The organism is Nocardia abscessus, assembly GCF_015477775.1.
GTDB lineage: Bacteria > Actinomycetota > Actinomycetes > Mycobacteriales > Mycobacteriaceae > Nocardia > Nocardia abscessus_A.
This window is the reverse complement of sequence record NZ_JADLQO010000017.1, coordinates 195127-209767: the sequence shown is the minus strand read 5'-3', so window position 1 is coordinate 209767 and position 14641 is coordinate 195127. Positions and strand designations below refer to the sequence as shown.

Annotated in this window: 13 protein-coding genes; 2 read left to right on the top strand and 11 right to left on the bottom strand. The window is 69.2% G+C overall.

The genetic code is table 11. From position 1 onward, the window contains the following. The 8 genes from IU450_RS32720 to IU450_RS32685 all read right to left on the bottom strand — a co-directional run. Positions 1-298 (bottom strand): acetyl-coenzyme A synthetase N-terminal domain-containing protein (locus IU450_RS32720; protein ID WP_324197909.1); only part of this gene is annotated, 298 nt, incomplete at its 3' end. A gap of 51 nt (positions 299-349) precedes the next feature. Continuing rightward, positions 350-1987, bottom strand: coding sequence for a cation acetate symporter (locus IU450_RS32715; protein WP_195153559.1), 1638 nt, complete (start codon positions 1985-1987; stop codon positions 350-352). Further along, positions 1984-2340, bottom strand: coding sequence for a DUF485 domain-containing protein (locus IU450_RS32710; RefSeq protein WP_195033981.1), 357 nt, complete (start codon positions 2338-2340; stop codon positions 1984-1986). Before IU450_RS32710 ends, IU450_RS32715 begins: the two co-directional genes overlap by 4 nt. A gap of 182 nt (positions 2341-2522) precedes the next feature. Next, positions 2523-4277 (bottom strand): cation acetate symporter, encoded by a 1755-nt coding sequence (locus IU450_RS32705; protein WP_195153558.1) that lies wholly within the window; start codon positions 4275-4277, stop codon positions 2523-2525. 121 nt (positions 4278-4398) lie between these two features. Further along, on the bottom strand, positions 4399-4764 hold the full coding sequence (locus IU450_RS32700; protein ID WP_195153557.1) for a hypothetical protein: 366 nt from the start codon (positions 4762-4764) through the stop codon (positions 4399-4401). Beyond that, a complete protein-coding gene (locus IU450_RS32695) occupies positions 4761-5558 on the bottom strand; it encodes a LytR/AlgR family response regulator transcription factor (protein ID WP_195153556.1) in 798 nt (265 codons plus the stop codon). Before IU450_RS32695 ends, IU450_RS32700 begins: the two co-directional genes overlap by 4 nt. Positions 5559-5823: 265 nt before the next feature. Beyond that, on the bottom strand, positions 5824-7020 hold the full coding sequence (locus IU450_RS32690; protein WP_228835423.1) for a sensor histidine kinase: 1197 nt from the start codon (positions 7018-7020) through the stop codon (positions 5824-5826). 202 nt (positions 7021-7222) lie between these two features. Then, the gene (locus tag IU450_RS32685) at positions 7223-7660 is read right to left on the bottom strand and encodes a hypothetical protein (protein WP_195153554.1); all 438 of its coding nucleotides are present in this window, start codon (positions 7658-7660) and stop codon (positions 7223-7225) included. 320 nt (positions 7661-7980) lie between these two features. Here IU450_RS32685 and dnaE point away from each other — a divergent pair, with 320 nt between their 5' ends. Beyond that, entirely contained in the window at positions 7981-11529 is a 3549-nt protein-coding gene (gene dnaE, locus IU450_RS32680) for a DNA polymerase III subunit alpha (protein ID WP_195153553.1), read from the top strand. 44 nt (positions 11530-11573) lie between these two features. Here the strand turns inward: dnaE and IU450_RS32675 are convergent, their stop codons facing one another. Both IU450_RS32675 and IU450_RS32670 read right to left on the bottom strand, forming a co-directional pair. Further along, positions 11574-12770, bottom strand: a complete 1197-nt coding sequence (locus IU450_RS32675) for a Cmx/CmrA family chloramphenicol efflux MFS transporter (RefSeq protein ID WP_195153552.1) — start codon at positions 12768-12770, stop codon at positions 11574-11576. Between the two features lie 74 nt (positions 12771-12844). After that, positions 12845-13417 carry a TetR/AcrR family transcriptional regulator gene (locus IU450_RS32670; RefSeq protein ID WP_195153551.1) on the bottom strand — a complete coding sequence of 191 codons (573 nt, stop codon included), beginning with the start codon at positions 13415-13417 and terminating at the stop codon, positions 12845-12847. A 152-nt stretch (positions 13418-13569) separates the two neighbouring features. Here IU450_RS32670 and IU450_RS32665 point away from each other — a divergent pair, with 152 nt between their 5' ends. After that, the gene (locus tag IU450_RS32665; protein WP_195153550.1) at positions 13570-13971 is read left to right on the top strand and encodes a hypothetical protein; all 402 of its coding nucleotides are present in this window, start codon (positions 13570-13572) and stop codon (positions 13969-13971) included. Between the two features lie 4 nt (positions 13972-13975). Here the strand turns inward: IU450_RS32665 and IU450_RS32660 are convergent, their stop codons facing one another. Continuing rightward, entirely contained in the window at positions 13976-14593 is a 618-nt protein-coding gene (locus IU450_RS32660; RefSeq protein ID WP_195153549.1) for a class I SAM-dependent methyltransferase, read from the bottom strand. Positions 14594-14641 lie beyond the last annotated feature (48 nt).

Below are 14641 nucleotides of genomic sequence, written 5' to 3'. Positions count from 1 at the left end.
CCCAGTGGATGGCGATCTGGTCGCCGTGTCCGTCCAGGACGTGGCGGTCCACGCAGTTGTAGGCGACGTTGAGTTTGCCGCCGACGAACCACTTCGCTACCGGCGCGTCACTCCAGTCCAGCACCTGTGTCCACGGCTGTTCCCAGTGCAGCCTGCGGGCCTGCTCGGCCCAGAACTCCAGCCGATCGGACCGCGCCCGGTCGTACAACGCCGCGTCCGCGTTCGCCTGGGCGGCGAACTCCGCGTCGGGCGGGTAGGCGGTGGTGGTGTCGCGGTCATCGGTGGTTGCGCTGGTCACGCGATATCTCCTAACGAAAGAGCAACGGGGACGAGGAATGCCGGGCAGCGATCAGTGCGCCACCGCTTTTTCGGCGCCGACGCCGGTGAGCGAACGGACCTCCATCTCCGCCGCCTTGGCCGGGTCCTCGGACCTGCCGCCGACGAAGGTTCCGACGATGCCGAGCACGAACGCCAGCGGGATGGAGACGATGCCCGGGTTGGACAGCGGGAACCAGTCGAAGTCCGAGCCGGGGAGCATGGCGGACTTGGAGCCGGAGACCGCGGGGGAGAACACGATCAGCACGATCGTCGAGATCAGGCCGCCGTACATGCTCCACAGCGCGCCGGTCGTGTTGAAGCGCCGCCAGAACAGCGAGAACAGGATGGTCGGCAGGTTCGCCGACGCCGCGACCGCGAACGCCAGCGCCACCAGGAAGGCGACGTTCTGTCCGTTGGCCAGGATGCCCAGCGCGATGGCCAGTACGCCGATCACCACCGCGGTGATGCGGGAGACCCGGACCTGTTCGCGCTCACCGGCTTTGCCCCGCTTGATGACGTTGGCGTAGATGTCGTGCGCGAACGACGCCGACGCCGTGATGGTCAGGCCGGCGACCACCGCGAGGATGGTGGCGAAGGCGACCGCGGAGATCACACCGAGCAGCACCACACCGCCGAGTTCGAAGGCCAGCAGCGGCGCGGCCGAATTCTGCCCGCCCGCGGCCGCCAGGATGCGGTCCGGTCCGACGATCGCCGCCGCGCCGTAGCCGAGCACCAGGGTGAAGAGGTAGAACGCGCCGATCAGGCCGATCGCCCAGACCACCGATCGCCGCGCCTCTTTGGCGGTGGGCACGGTGTAGAAGCGCATCAGCACGTGCGGCAGGCCCGCCGTGCCGAGCACCAGGGCCAGGCCGAGGGAAAGGAAGTTGAGCTTCGAGGTCTCGCTGCCGCCGTATTGCGCGCCGGGAGCGAGCACGTCGCGCGCGGCGACGGCCTTGTTCGCCGATCCGGACACCGCTTCCTGCGCGGAGCCGAGAATGTCGGAGAAGTTGAAACCGAACTTGGCGAACACCATCACGGTCATCAGCGCCGCGCCGGCGATCAGCAGCACCGCCTTGATGATCTGCACCCACGTGGTGCCTTTCATACCGCCGACCAGCACGTACACGATCATCAGCAGGCCAACCACGGCGATCACCACGGACTGCCCGGTCTTGTCGGAGATGTCCAGCAGCAGCGCGACGAGCCCGCCCGCGCCCGCCATCTGCGCGAGCAGGTAGAACAGCGACACCGTCAGCGTGGACAGCGCGGCGGCGGTGCGTACCGGGCCTTCTTTCAGCCGGAAGCTCAGCACGTCGGCCATGGTGAATTTGCCCGTGTTGCGCAGCATTTCGGCGACCAGCAGCAGCGCGACCAGCCAGGCGACCAGGAATCCGATGGAGTACAGGAACCCGTCGTAGCCGTAGACCGCGATGGCGCCCGCGATGCCGAGGAAGCTCGCGGCCGAGAGGTAGTCGCCCGCGATGGCGACGCCGTTCTGCGGGCCGGAGAAGCCGCGCCCTCCGGTGAAATAGTCGGCGGCGGTGGCGTTGTTCCGGCTGGCCCGGATCACCACAATCATCGTGATCGCGACGAAGACGCCGAAGATGGCGATATTGGCGACCGGGTTGCCGACCGTGGCCGCCGCGGCGTAGGTGTGCACGGTGTTCACGCTCGGTCTCCCTCGAGGTACTCGCGGATGGTCGCCGCCCGCGGATCCAGTTCACGGTTGGCGAACCGGACGTACAGCGCGGTGATGGCGAAGGTGGATACGAACTGTCCGAGGCCGAGCAGCAATCCGACGTTGATTTCGCCGAACACCTGGCGGCTCATGAAGTCGTGCGCGTAGGCGCCGAGCAGCACGTAACCGAGGTACCAGAGCAGGAACAGTGCGGTCATCGGAAACACGAAGCGGCGCAGGCGCGTTCGCAGTTCCTGGAATTGGGGACTCGCCTGGACTTCGGCGAATTCTGCTGCGCTCGGCGCGCGCCGCGGTGCGGTGCCGTCGAGGTCGATACTGGTCATGATGGTCCTACCGAGTGACGTGGCTTACTTCTCGAGGACGGTAAGCCAGACACGCGGACCACCAGTAGGCTGTGGTGTGGGTCACTCCGTGAAGGTGGCCGAATCTGCGGTGAGCGGTCGATGCGGCGCGATGAACGGTCGAGCCCGGTGGCAGGCGTGCGAGATTCGCGCGGCGTCGCCGGTCAGTCCGAGCGCAGACTCCGCTCGCGGTCCGCGCCCATGCCCAGTCGTTCCGGCGCGTGCATCCGGACGAAGATCCGGCTCACCGTCCTGGCGTCGAGCCGCCGGGTGAACGCGCTGACCAGCACCATGGTGGCGAACGCCAACGGCACGCTGATCGCTGCCGGATAGCCGAGGAGCGCCGCGGGCCAGCCGCCCGCCACGTCGTCGGAGAACCCGCCGGTGACCGAGACCGCGGTCGCGGTGCCCGCCGCGAGCCCGCCCGTGACCAGACCGGCCGCCGCGCCCGCCGCGGTCAGCCCGCGCCACCAGATGCCGAGGACCAGCAGCGGGCACAGCGTGGAGGCGGCCACGGCGAAGGCCAGACCGACGGTGCGGGACAGATCCAGCGATACCACGGTCAGCGACAGCGCCAGCGGAACAGCGCCCGCGGCCAGCGCCGCCGTGCGGAAGTCGCGGATCCGCCCGCGCAGCATGTCGGTGCTGAGCACGCCCGCGATGCTCACCAGCAGTCCGGACGAGGTGGACAGGAACGCGGCGATCGCGCCCGCCGCGGCCAGCGCCGCGAGCAGCTGACCCGGCAGACCGGCGACCACCGACCCGGGCAGCAGCACCACCGCGGCGTCGGAGGTTCCGGTGATCAGCAGTTGCGGCACGTAGAGCCGCGCGAAAACGCCCAGCAGGACCGGGAACAGGTAGAACAACCCGACCAGGCCGATCACCGCGAGCGCCGTCGCGCGCGCGGCCCGCCCATCGGGATTGGTGTAGAAGCGCACCAGCACGTGCGGCAGGCCCATGGTGCCGAGGAAGGTCGCGAGGATCAGCGAATAGACCTGATAGGTCGGATGCGGTCCGCCCAGCCCGCCGCCCGCCGCCAGCCAGCCCGCCCCGTCCGCGGGTGCGCCCGCGACCACCGGCACCGCGGCCCCGGTCTCGAGCACCAACCGCGTGCCCGCGGCCAGCTCGTGCGTGCCCGGTGTCAGCGGCACCGGGCCGTCGACCGCGCGATCGTCGAGGGTCCCCGTGATCGACACCTGCTGCGGCGCACCGACCCGCACCACCACGTCGGTGGTCACCTCGACCGTGGTGCGCTCGGACACCACCGGCGGCGCGGGCGCGCCCAGTTCCCGCTCGTCGGCGAGGAAGTGCCCGAGCAGCACCAGCGCAGGAAGGGCCACCGCGGTCAGTTTCAACCAGTACTGGAACGCCTGGACCAGGGTGATCGAGCGCATCCCCCCGCCGACCACGTTGGCTAGCACGATCGCGCCTACCGCCACCGCGCCCACCCAGTCCGGGACCCCGAGCAGGATGTGCAGCGTCAGGCCCGCCCCTTGGAATTGCGGGATGAGATACACCGCGCAGATGAGCACCACCACGGTCGCCGCGAGCCTGCGCAAACGCAATGAGCCCAAACGGAATTCGGCGAAGTCGGGCACCGTGTACGCGCCGGAGCGCCGCAGCGGCGCGGCGACGAAAAGCAGCAACGCCAGGTATCCGGCGGTGAAGCCCACCGGGTACCACAGCGCGTCCGCGCCGTATTTCGCGATCAATCCGGCCACACCGAGGAACGATGCGGCGGAGAGGTATTCGCCGGAGATCGCCGCCGCGTTCCAGCGCGGCCCGACGCTGCGCGAAGCGACCAGGAAGTCGGAGGTCGTGCGCGCCAGTCGCACGCCATACGCGCCGATCGCGACGGTCGCCAGCGCCGCGAGGACGAGCGCCGCCACCGTCAGCGCGGGCGCTGGACCCGACGTCATGACGCACCTACGGGCAGGTCGGCCGGATCCACGCGATCCCTCGTCCCTGCGACCGAGGAAGCTCGCATCGAACGCCAGCCGGTCGTCCGCACCGCGGAAGGTACTCCGGCCGGGCGCATCGTCAGTCCTCGGCCAGTTCGAGGAAGTCCTGCTCGTTGCGTTCGGCCAGGCGCACATACATCCGGCCGGTCAGGAAGAGCAACGGGTACACGGCGCCGCCGAGCAGCAGCCACGGCAATCGGATGCCCAGCGCCGTCATCGAGCCGATCGAGCCGGTTCGGAACAGCACGGGCAGCGCGCACAGCAGCGCGATGCTCACCAGGCCCACGCGCAGCGCGAGCCCGAGTTGCGCGCGGATCAGACCACCGATGAGCGCTTCGCCGAACTCCGTCTGCTCGGCGACCTCGACCCTCGTGCGCACCCGCCGCGCGCCCCGTCGCTCGGAGAGCACGACGCGTCTGCGCACCGGGCGCTGTGGCCCGGTCACTGATTGCCCCAGTGTTGCCGGGGCCGGTGCACCAGCCGCTGCTTCAGCTCGCGCACCTGCCTGCGGCTGACCGGCAGTTCGACCGCTTGCGCATGGCCCTCGGCGCGCAGGCACACCACCGTTCCGGAACCCACCGTGCGCAGCCCGGTGACCAGCCGCAGCGCCACCAGATATGACCGGTGCACCCGTAGGAATCCCGCGTCGTGCCAGCGGGCCTCCAGCGCCGACAACGGAATCCGCACCAGGTGCGATCCGCCGCTGGTGTGCAGTCGCGCGTAGTCTCCGTCGGCTTCCACCCAGCTCACGCTCGATCGCGGCACCAGCGTCGTCACTCCGCCCAGCTCCACGGGAATGACCTCGCTCGGATCGGTGCGCGCGTCGGCGACGGGCTGGTGCGGGGCGCTACGCGCGGCGGCGATCCGCCGCACCGCCTCCGTGAGCCGCGCCTCGCGCAGCGGCTTGAGCAGATAGTCCACCGCGCCCAGGTCGAACGCAGCGATCGCCCGGTCGTCGTGGGCGGTCACGAAGACCACCGCGGGCGCGGCGGCGAACTCCGAGAGGATGCCCGCCAGCTCCATGCCGTCCAGTCCCGGCATGTTGATGTCCAGGAACACCGCGTCGATCGGATGGGCGCGCAGCACCCGCAGCGCGCTGGTGGCGTCGCCGGCCGCGTGGATCTCGCCGATCTCGGTCCGCGCGCGCAGCAGATACACCAGCTCGTCCAGAGCGGGTTTCTCGTCGTCCACGGCGAGCACGCGCAGCGCGCCCGCCGGTCTGCCGGTAACGCGGGTCACAATCGCTCCATCGTAGAGCTCCCGTGCCGGGCCGCGGCGTGGACGTCGTAGGTGCGACGAGCCCTGCCCCAGGACGCCGTGCGCGGCACCGGTTTCCTGGTTGGAGGGTATGTGGCGAGCCCTGCCTCTGCCGCTGTGTGCGGGCCCGGTTTCCTGGTTGGAGGGCATATGGCCAGCCCTGCCTCCGCCGCTGTGTGCGGCACAGGTTCCCTGCTTGGACACCAGGCGGCAGGTCCCGCCTCCGCCGCCCGGCGCGGGGCCGGTATCACGCCCGGATGCCCGCGCGGAACTTGGGGACTCGCAGACTGACCTTCGTGCCCGCCCCGGGCGCGGTTTCCACGACCAAGCCGTAGTCGTCGCCGAAGGCGGCGCGCAAGCGGTCGTCGACGTTGGCCAGCCCTACGTGCGCGGCCTCCCCGGCACCCGCCGGGCCCGTTCCGGTGTCGACGGCGTCCAGCGCGCCGGAGCGCAGGAGATCCGGGTCCATGCCGACGCCGTCGTCCTCGACGCTGATCACGCAGTCGGTGCCCGCGTCGGTGGCGACGATGCTGACGGTGCCGCCGTGGGCGGTGCCCGCCAGCCCGTGCCGCACCGCGTTCTCCACCAGCGGCTGGAGCGCGAGGAAGGGCAGGACCACGCCGAGCACTTCGGGAGCGATCCGCAGCCGGACCTGCAGCGCGTCGCCGAAACGGGCGCGTTCCAGTGCGAGGTACCGCTCGATGTTGCGCAGCTCGTCGGACAGCACCGTGAATTCGCCCGCGGCGCGGAAGGAGTACCGGGTGAAGTCGGCGAACTCGAGGATCAGTTCGCGGGCCCGCGCCGGATCGGTGCGGACGAACGAGGCGATGGTGTTCAGCGCGTTGTAGATGAAGTGCGGGCTGATCTGGGCCCGCAGCGCGCGCACCTCGGCACGGTCCAGCCGGGCCCGCGACGCGTCCAACTCGGCCAATTCGAGCTGGCCGCAGGCATATCGCGCCACCTCGGCGACCGCGCCGAGCCGGCCAGGCCCCGGCTGTCCGGCGCTCACGACGCCCAGCACACCGGCCACGCCGTCGGATTCGATCAGCAGCGGTTGCGCGATCAGCGTGCGTCCGGCGTGTTCGCCGCGGCCCGGTCCGGCGACGAGCACCGGACGCTGACCCGCGACGGCGCGCTCGGCGGCTTCGCCGAAGTATTCGGCCAGTTCGGCGTGGGGGCCGTCCCAGGCGAGCACCGTGCCGTCAGGATCGGCCAGCGCGAGCGCTTCGGCGCCGGTGAGTGCGCGCAGGTGGGGCGCCGCCTCCCGCGCGGACTGCTCGGTCAGTCCACGCCGCAGCGGGACCGCCGCCAGCGACGCGGTGTGCAGCGCCGAATGCACCGCCCGCTCCGCGGGGGTCGTCACCACCCTGCGGGTGCGCGACCAGATCAGCAGCGCACCGGCGATCAGCGCCGCCGCCGCCGCGACAGCGAGTGCGGTGGTCATGGCGGGCATCGGCGCACGGATTGCATGGGCCGATTATCGCGTCGGCTGGAGCGCGCCCGGAACGGTGGTGGTCCTGTGGTCGCGAGGGGGCCGGGGAATGTCGGCCGGGTTGCGGTGCGGTGGTGTCATATGGCGGCGGTCGGCTCCCGGATACCGGACCGCGCCGTCACCTGGGCGACGGCGCGGTCCGGTCGGCAGTGGGTCAGCCCTGGTACTGCGGCACCGTGAACTCGACGGTCCCGGGTGCGGGGAAGTGCGCCGCGCCGATGCTGACCGTCGCGGTGAACTGGCCGATGCCGGGCACGAACAGCGCGGAGTGGCCGCTGTTGCCCCAGTAGCCGGGGCCGTGCGCGACCACCTGGAACGCGCCCTCTTGGCCGGTGCCGACGTTGCGCCAGTTCAGCGTGATCGGAAGCGTGCACGGCCCGCCCCCCACCAGCGTCGTGCCCACGGTGAACGCCGCCTGGTTGGGGTAGGCGTTGCCGTTGACCGACATCTCCACCTGACCAACGCACGGTCCCTGGGCCAGGGTGTACACGGTGGCGAATGCGGCGGGGGCGGCCGCCGCGGGCGCGGCCGTCGCGACCAGTGCGGCCATCGCCGTGGCGGGAACGATCAACAGCGCTGTCGTCGAATTCATCGACACCTCCACGATTTCGGGAAAATCAGGTCTGTCGTGCTCGCCCTTCCCCGAGGAGCGCCCGACATCGTCGTGGGGAAGGGAAGCAGAGCCTACCGCCGTGCTCTGGCCGCCGTTCGGTTCTTCCCGTATTCGGCAAGACCCCGACACTCGCGGAAATCGGCCACCCGGACGGCGAGTCGCCAGGACGCGCCGGTGATCTTCCCCACCGACACGCCGGGCGCGCGAGTGGCGCCAGCGCGCCGGTCCGAAGCAGTCGGTGCGCCCGCCTAGAATCGGTCCAGCCAACCCCCGTCGAGACCTTGGGAGGAAGGACCGTCTTGGCCGCCTCGTCCGGATCGTTCGTCCATCTGCACAACCACACCGAGTACTCCATGCTCGATGGTGCGGCCAAGATCTCGCCACTGTTCGCCGAGGCGAAACGGCTGGGGATGAACGCGGTCGGGATGACCGACCACGGCAACATGTACGGGGCCTCGGAGTTCTACAACTCCGCCAAGAAGGCCGACATCAAGCCGATCATCGGCATCGAGGCCTACATCGCGCCCGCCTCCCGGTTCGAAACCAAGCGCGTGCAGTGGGGCGATCCGAGCCAGAAGGGCGACGACGTCTCCGGCTCCGGCGCCTACACCCACATGACCATGGTCGCGGAGAACGCGACCGGCCTGCGCAACCTGTTCAAGCTCTCCTCGCTGGCCTCCATCGAAGGCCAGCTCGGCAAGTGGGCGCGCATGGACGCGGAGATCATCGCCCAGTACGCCGAAGGCATCATCGCTACGACCGGCTGCCCCTCCGGCGAGGTGCAGACCCGCCTGCGCCTTGGCCACGACCGTGAGGCGCTGGAGGCCGCCGCCAAGTGGCAGGAGATCTTCGGCAAGGACAATTTCTTCCTCGAGATCATGGATCACGGCCTGTCCATCGAGCGCCGGGTCCGCGAGGGATTGCTGAACGTCGGCAAGCAGTTGGGCATTCCGGCGCTGGCCACCAACGACTGCCACTACGTCACCAAGGATCAGTCCAGCAACCACGAGGCACTGCTGTGTGTGCAGACCGGCAAGACGCTGTCGGACCCCACGCGGTTCAAGTTCGACGGTGACGGCTACTACCTGAAGTCCGCCGAGGAGATGCGCGCGCTGTGGGACGCCGAGGTGCCCGGCGCGTGCGACAACACGGTGCTGATCGGCGAGCGGGTGCAGTCCTACGACGACGTGTGGGCCTTCAAGGACCGCATGCCGATCTTCCCGGTCCCCGAGGGCGAGGACCAGGATTCCTGGCTGCGCAAAGAGGTCGACCGGGGCTTGGCGCGCCGGTTCCCCAGCGGGGTGCCCGAGGAGTACTACACCCGCGCCTACTTCGAACTCGACGTCATCAAGCAGAAGGGTTTCCCCGCCTACTTCCTCGTCGTCGGCGACCTCGTCAAGCACGCACGGGAAGTCGGCATCCGGGTCGGCCCCGGCCGTGGTTCGGCGGCCGGTTCGCTGGTGGCCTACGCGCTCGGCATCACCAACATCGACCCGCTGCCGCACGGCCTGCTGTTCGAGCGGTTCCTCAACCCGGAGCGCCCGTCCGCGCCCGATATCGATATCGACTTCGACGATCGCCGCCGCGGTGAGATGGTCCGCTACGCCACCGAGAAGTGGGGCACCGACCGGGTCGCCCAGGTGATCACCTTCGGCACGATCAAAACCAAGGCCGCGATCAAGGACTCCGCGCGCGTCCAGTTCGGTCAGCCCGGCTTCGCCATCGCCGACCAGATCTCCAAGGCGCTGCCACCGCCGATCATGGCCAAGGACATCCCGCTGTCGGGCATCATGGACCCCGATCACGAGCGGTACAAGGAAGCCGCCGAGGTGCGCGAGCTCATCGGCAGCAACCCGGACGTGGCCAAGATCTACGAGACCGCCCGCGGCCTTGAAGGCCTGATCCGCAACGCCGGTGTGCACGCCTGCGCGGTGATCATGTCCTCCGAGCCGCTGATGGACGCCATCCCGGTGTGGAAGCGCCCCCAGGACGGGGCGATCATCACCGGCTGGGACTACCCGTCCTGCGAGGCCATCGGCCTGCTGAAGATGGACTTCCTCGGTCTGCGCAACCTCACCGTGATCGGTGACGCGCTGGACAACATCAAGGCCAACCGCGGCATCGACCTGGACATGGACAACCTGCCGCTGGACGACCCCGCGACCTACGAACTGCTCTCGCGCGGTGACACGCTCGGCGTCTTCCAGCTCGACGGCGGCCCCATGCGCGACCTGCTGCGCCGCATGCAGCCCACCGGCTTCAACGACATCGTCGCCGTGCTCGCGCTGTACCGGCCCGGCCCGATGGGCATGAACGCGCACAACGACTACGCCGACCGCAAGAACGGGCGCCAGCCGATCAAGCCGATCCACCCGGAGCTGGAGGAACCGCTCAAGGACATCCTCGCCGAGACCTACGGCCTGATCGTCTACCAAGAGCAGATCATGTTCATCGCGCAGAAGGTCGCCTCCTACTCGATGGGCAAGGCCGACGCGCTGCGCAAGGCCATGGGTAAGAAGAAGCTCGAGGTGCTCGAGGCCGAGTACAAGGGCTTCCACGAGGGCATGACCGCGAACGGCTTCTCCGAGGCCGCGGTGAAGGCGCTGTGGGACACCATCCTTCCGTTCGCCGGCTACGCGTTCAACAAGTCGCACGCCGCCGGCTACGGCCTCGTCTCGTTCTGGACCGCCTACTTGAAGGCCAACTACCCGGCCGAGTACATGGCGGGTCTGCTCACCTCCGTCGGCGACGACAAGGACAAGGCCGCCGTCTACCTCTCCGACTGCCGCCGCCTCGGCATCACAGTGCTGCCGCCGGACGTCAACGAGTCCGAGCAGAACTTCGCCTCCGTCGGCAAGGACATCCGTTTCGGTCTCGGCGCGGTGCGCAACGTCGGCGCGAACGTGGTCGCTTCGATCATCCAGGCGCGCAAGGAGAAGTCGAAGTTCACCGATTTCTCCGACTACCTGAACAAGATCGACGCTATCGCCGCGAGCAAGAAGGTCACCGAATCGCTCATCAAGGCAGGCGGTTTCGACTCCCTCGGGCATCCGCGCAAGGGCCTGTTGCTGATCCACTCCGACGCCATCGACGCCGTGATGGCCACCAAGAAGGCCGAGGCGATCGGTCAATTCGACCTGTTCGGCGGTTTGGACGCGGACGAGTCGGTGACCTCGGTGTTCAACGTGAAGGTGCCCGACGAGGAGTGGGAGTCCAAGCACCGGCTCGCGCTGGAGCGAGAAATGCTCGGCCTGTACGTGTCCGGGCATCCGCTCAACGGCGTCGAGCACGTGCTCGCGGCGCAGGCGGACACGCAGATCCCCGCCATCCTGGAAGGCGACATCAAGGACGGCACCCAGGTGACCGTCGGCGGCATCCTGGCCTCGGTGAACCGGCGCATCAACAAGAACGGCCTGGCCTGGGCCTCCGCGCAGCTGGAAGACCTCACCGGTGGCATCGAGGTGCTGTTCTTCCCGCAGTCGTACTCGGTGTACGGGATGGATGTCGTCGAGGACGCCGTCGTGCTGGTCAAGGCCCGCGTCTCGGTGCGCGACGACCGGATCTCGTTGATCGCCAACGATCTCGCCGTGCCCGATCTGTCCGCAGTCGGTGTGGCCAAGCCGCTCGCGGTCACCGTCACCACCCGCATGTGCACACCGGACAAGATCGGCGAACTCAAGCGGGTCCTGTCCAGGCACCCCGGCACGTCGGATGTCCATATCCGCCATGTCGGCGCCCGAGACAAGACCACGCTGCTGAAACTCGATGAACGCCTGCGAGTCTCACCGTCCTCGGCACTGATGGGCGACCTCAAGGCCCTCCTCGGCCCCGGCTGCCTGGCCGTGTGATTCGGACTGGCCGATGGCTTCGTGAGGTCCCTTTGTCGGGGGTCCTAGGCGACATCGGCCAGTACCGGGGCAGACTGATCGGCCGAAGGATGCCTGGCCTGCTTGCGGTGCAGGGCGTCGCTGCATGCCACGGCGGCGAGTGCGGCGATGCCCAGGGCGACGCCGATCCAGGCCACCGAGGCGTAGCCGAGGCCCGCGCCGATGGCGAGGCCACCGACCCAGGGGCCTGCGGTGATGCCGACGTTGAAGGAGGAGATGTTCGTGGCTCCCGCCAGGGTGGGCGCGTCGCCCGCGAGGGTGAAGACCCGGCTGTTCAAGGTCGGGTTGATGCCGAAACCGAAGGCGCCCAACAGGAATGACAGCGCGACGACGGGGACGGCGTGTTCGGCGGTGAGGGCGAGCAGTGCCGAAGTGAGCACGACGCCGGTGATGCCGACGTACAGGCTGGTCAGCGGACGGCTGTCGGCGGTGCGACCGCCGAGCACGATGCCGAGGAAGGCGCCGAGCCCGTAGATCGCGAGTACCACCGGAATCCAGCCGTCCGCCAGGCCGGTCGTGTCCGATAGCAAGGCGCCGAGGTAGGCGAAGGTGACCATCAGGGCGGCGATGGCGAGCGCGGTGGTGGCGTAGGACAGCCAGAGCTCGGGGCGCAGCATCGTGCGCAATTCGGTACGCAGTCGCGGCGGGTCGGCCGGGCGTCCACCGGGGATCTTCGCCAGTACGCCGAGCGTCGCGGCCGCCGAGAGCAGCGCGACCGCCCAGAAGGCCGCACGCCAGCCCAGTTGCTGGCCGATCACGGTGCCCGCGGGCAGCCCGAAGAGGATGGCCAGGGTCAGCCCGCCCGCGACGATGCTCATCGCTTTGCCGCGTGCGGTGGGCGGCACCAGGCTGATCGCCGTCGTCGCGGCGACGGCCCAGAACCCGGCGTAGACGAACGCGCCGACCACCCTGGTCGCGAACAGGACCCAGTAGTCCGAGGTGAGCGCGCCGACCACGTGGGTGCCGACGAAGACCGCCAGGAAGGCCAGCAGCGCGGTGCGCCGCGACCAGCGCAGCGTCACCACCGCCAGCACCGGCGCGCCGACCAGCATCCCCAGGGCGAACGCCGAGATGAGCAGGCCCGCGCGTGGCACGGAGACGCTCAGGTCCGCGGCCATTTCGGTGAGCAGGCCCGCGAGCATCAGCTCCGAGGTGCCCTGGGCGAAGATCGACAGACCCAGGACATAGATCGCCACGGGCATTCGGTACCTCCTTGTTTTGTACTGAACTATCCAAAATGAGGGCGCGGCAGAACCGTCGCCGAAAGGGCATTACCTCAGAGGGCGTCGAGCGCGGTGGTCGCTATGGCGGCCAGCGTCTGGCGGTCCGCGCCGCCGCGTGCGGCGACCCGCATGCCGCCGATCGTGGCGATCACGAAGTGGGCCAGCGCGGCCGGGTTCTTGTCCGCCGCGATCTCGCCCGCGCGCCTGGCCGCCTCGAACACGTCTGTCAGCACGGCCAGCCGTCGCTGGTGGTCGGCGGCGAGCACGGCGGCCAGCTCGGGGTCGCGCGGGGCCAGTTCGATCGTCGAGTTGACCACGAGACAGCCGAGCGGGTCCTCCTCCGGCGCCTCGACGATCTGCCACAGCAGTGCGCGGATCTTGGCCCGCACCTCGGCCCGGCTGTCGAGCAGGTCGAACGTCGCGGCGTTCTTGGTCGCCATGTAGTGGCGCAGGGCGCGCCCGAACAGGTCGCGTTTGCTGGTGAAGGTGTTGTAGATGCTGCTGCGCCCCAGTCCGGTCGCGGCGCAGAGGTCCTCGGTGGAGGTCGCCTCGTATCCCGCGCGCCAGAACGCGTGCATCGCCGCGTCCACCGCGCGGTCCTCGTCGAACAACCTGGGTCGTGCCACGGAGTCAGGCTAGCACAGTTTTGAACAGATCGTTCCAATACTCACGGGTGCGGCCGCTGTCTCGGTTTCCAAGCGGCTGTTAAGCATTCGATTGGCGTGATCGCGGACAGTTCTGGCACAAGGTTGTCCACCAAGGAAAACGAGGGATCATCATGCAAGCCATATTCCGCAGCCTGCGTCTGCTCGTACTCGGCGTGACGGTGCTCGCTGCCGCGTTCGCCGTCGCGACGGTCGGCGCGGGCGCGGCGAACGCGGGCTCGGTCTACGAAATCAAGTTCGCGCCGGGCAGCGATCACGCCTCGGTCGACGGAGCGGTGGTCCGCGGCGATGCCGACACCTACGCGTTCGAGGCGCGGGCCGGGCAGGCCCTGATCACCGAACTCACCTCGGTCGAGGGCAATGCGCGGTTCACCACCACGGGTCCGGACGGACGCGTCCTGTGCGCCGAGGAGACCTGGAGCCGGATCACCCTGCCGCGCAGTGGCTACTACACCATCTCGGTGGAGCCGAGCCGCGGCAACGCGACCTACACCCTGTCGGTGCGCATCGTCTGATCGCTCAGGGCGAGACCGCGACACCGAGCGTCTGGGCGACCAGGAAGCGGGGTGCATGCTCCCCGTAGAACGACTCGGCGTCGCGGATCTCGAAGCCGGCGCCTGTCACCAGGCCGCGAATGTCGCGGTTCAGGTGGCAGCCGCCGAACAGTCGTTTCTGGACCGGATTCAGCCGGTTCTGCCACACCCGCACCTGCTCGTCCGGCGCCAGCCCGTGTTCCACGAAATGCAGGGTTCCGCCGGGAACCAGCACCCGGCGCACCTCGGCGAGCGCGGCGGAGATGTCGGGGATGGTGCACATCGTCCAGGTGGACAGCGCGCAGTCGAAGGTGTTGTCCGCGAAGGGCAGCGCCTGCCCGTCCAGTCCGGCCCGCTCGATCGCCACGGTGGCGGCGGCGACACGGCCGCCCGCGAGTCGCCAGCCGAGATCGGCGGGCTCGACCGCGCGCACCGACGCCACCGTCGCCGGATAGAACGGCACGTTCAGTCCCGAACCGAAACCGAGTTCCACGACCCGTCCGTGCAGTCCGGCGCACGCCCGCTCACGCAGCGGTTCCAGATCCTGCATTCCGCAAGCCAGGTTGACGATCCGCGGAAGCACGTGCTCGGCATAGACGCCCACGATCTCCACTCTCTCAGGAATCGTCCCCGGGAACCAGAGGAATCCGGA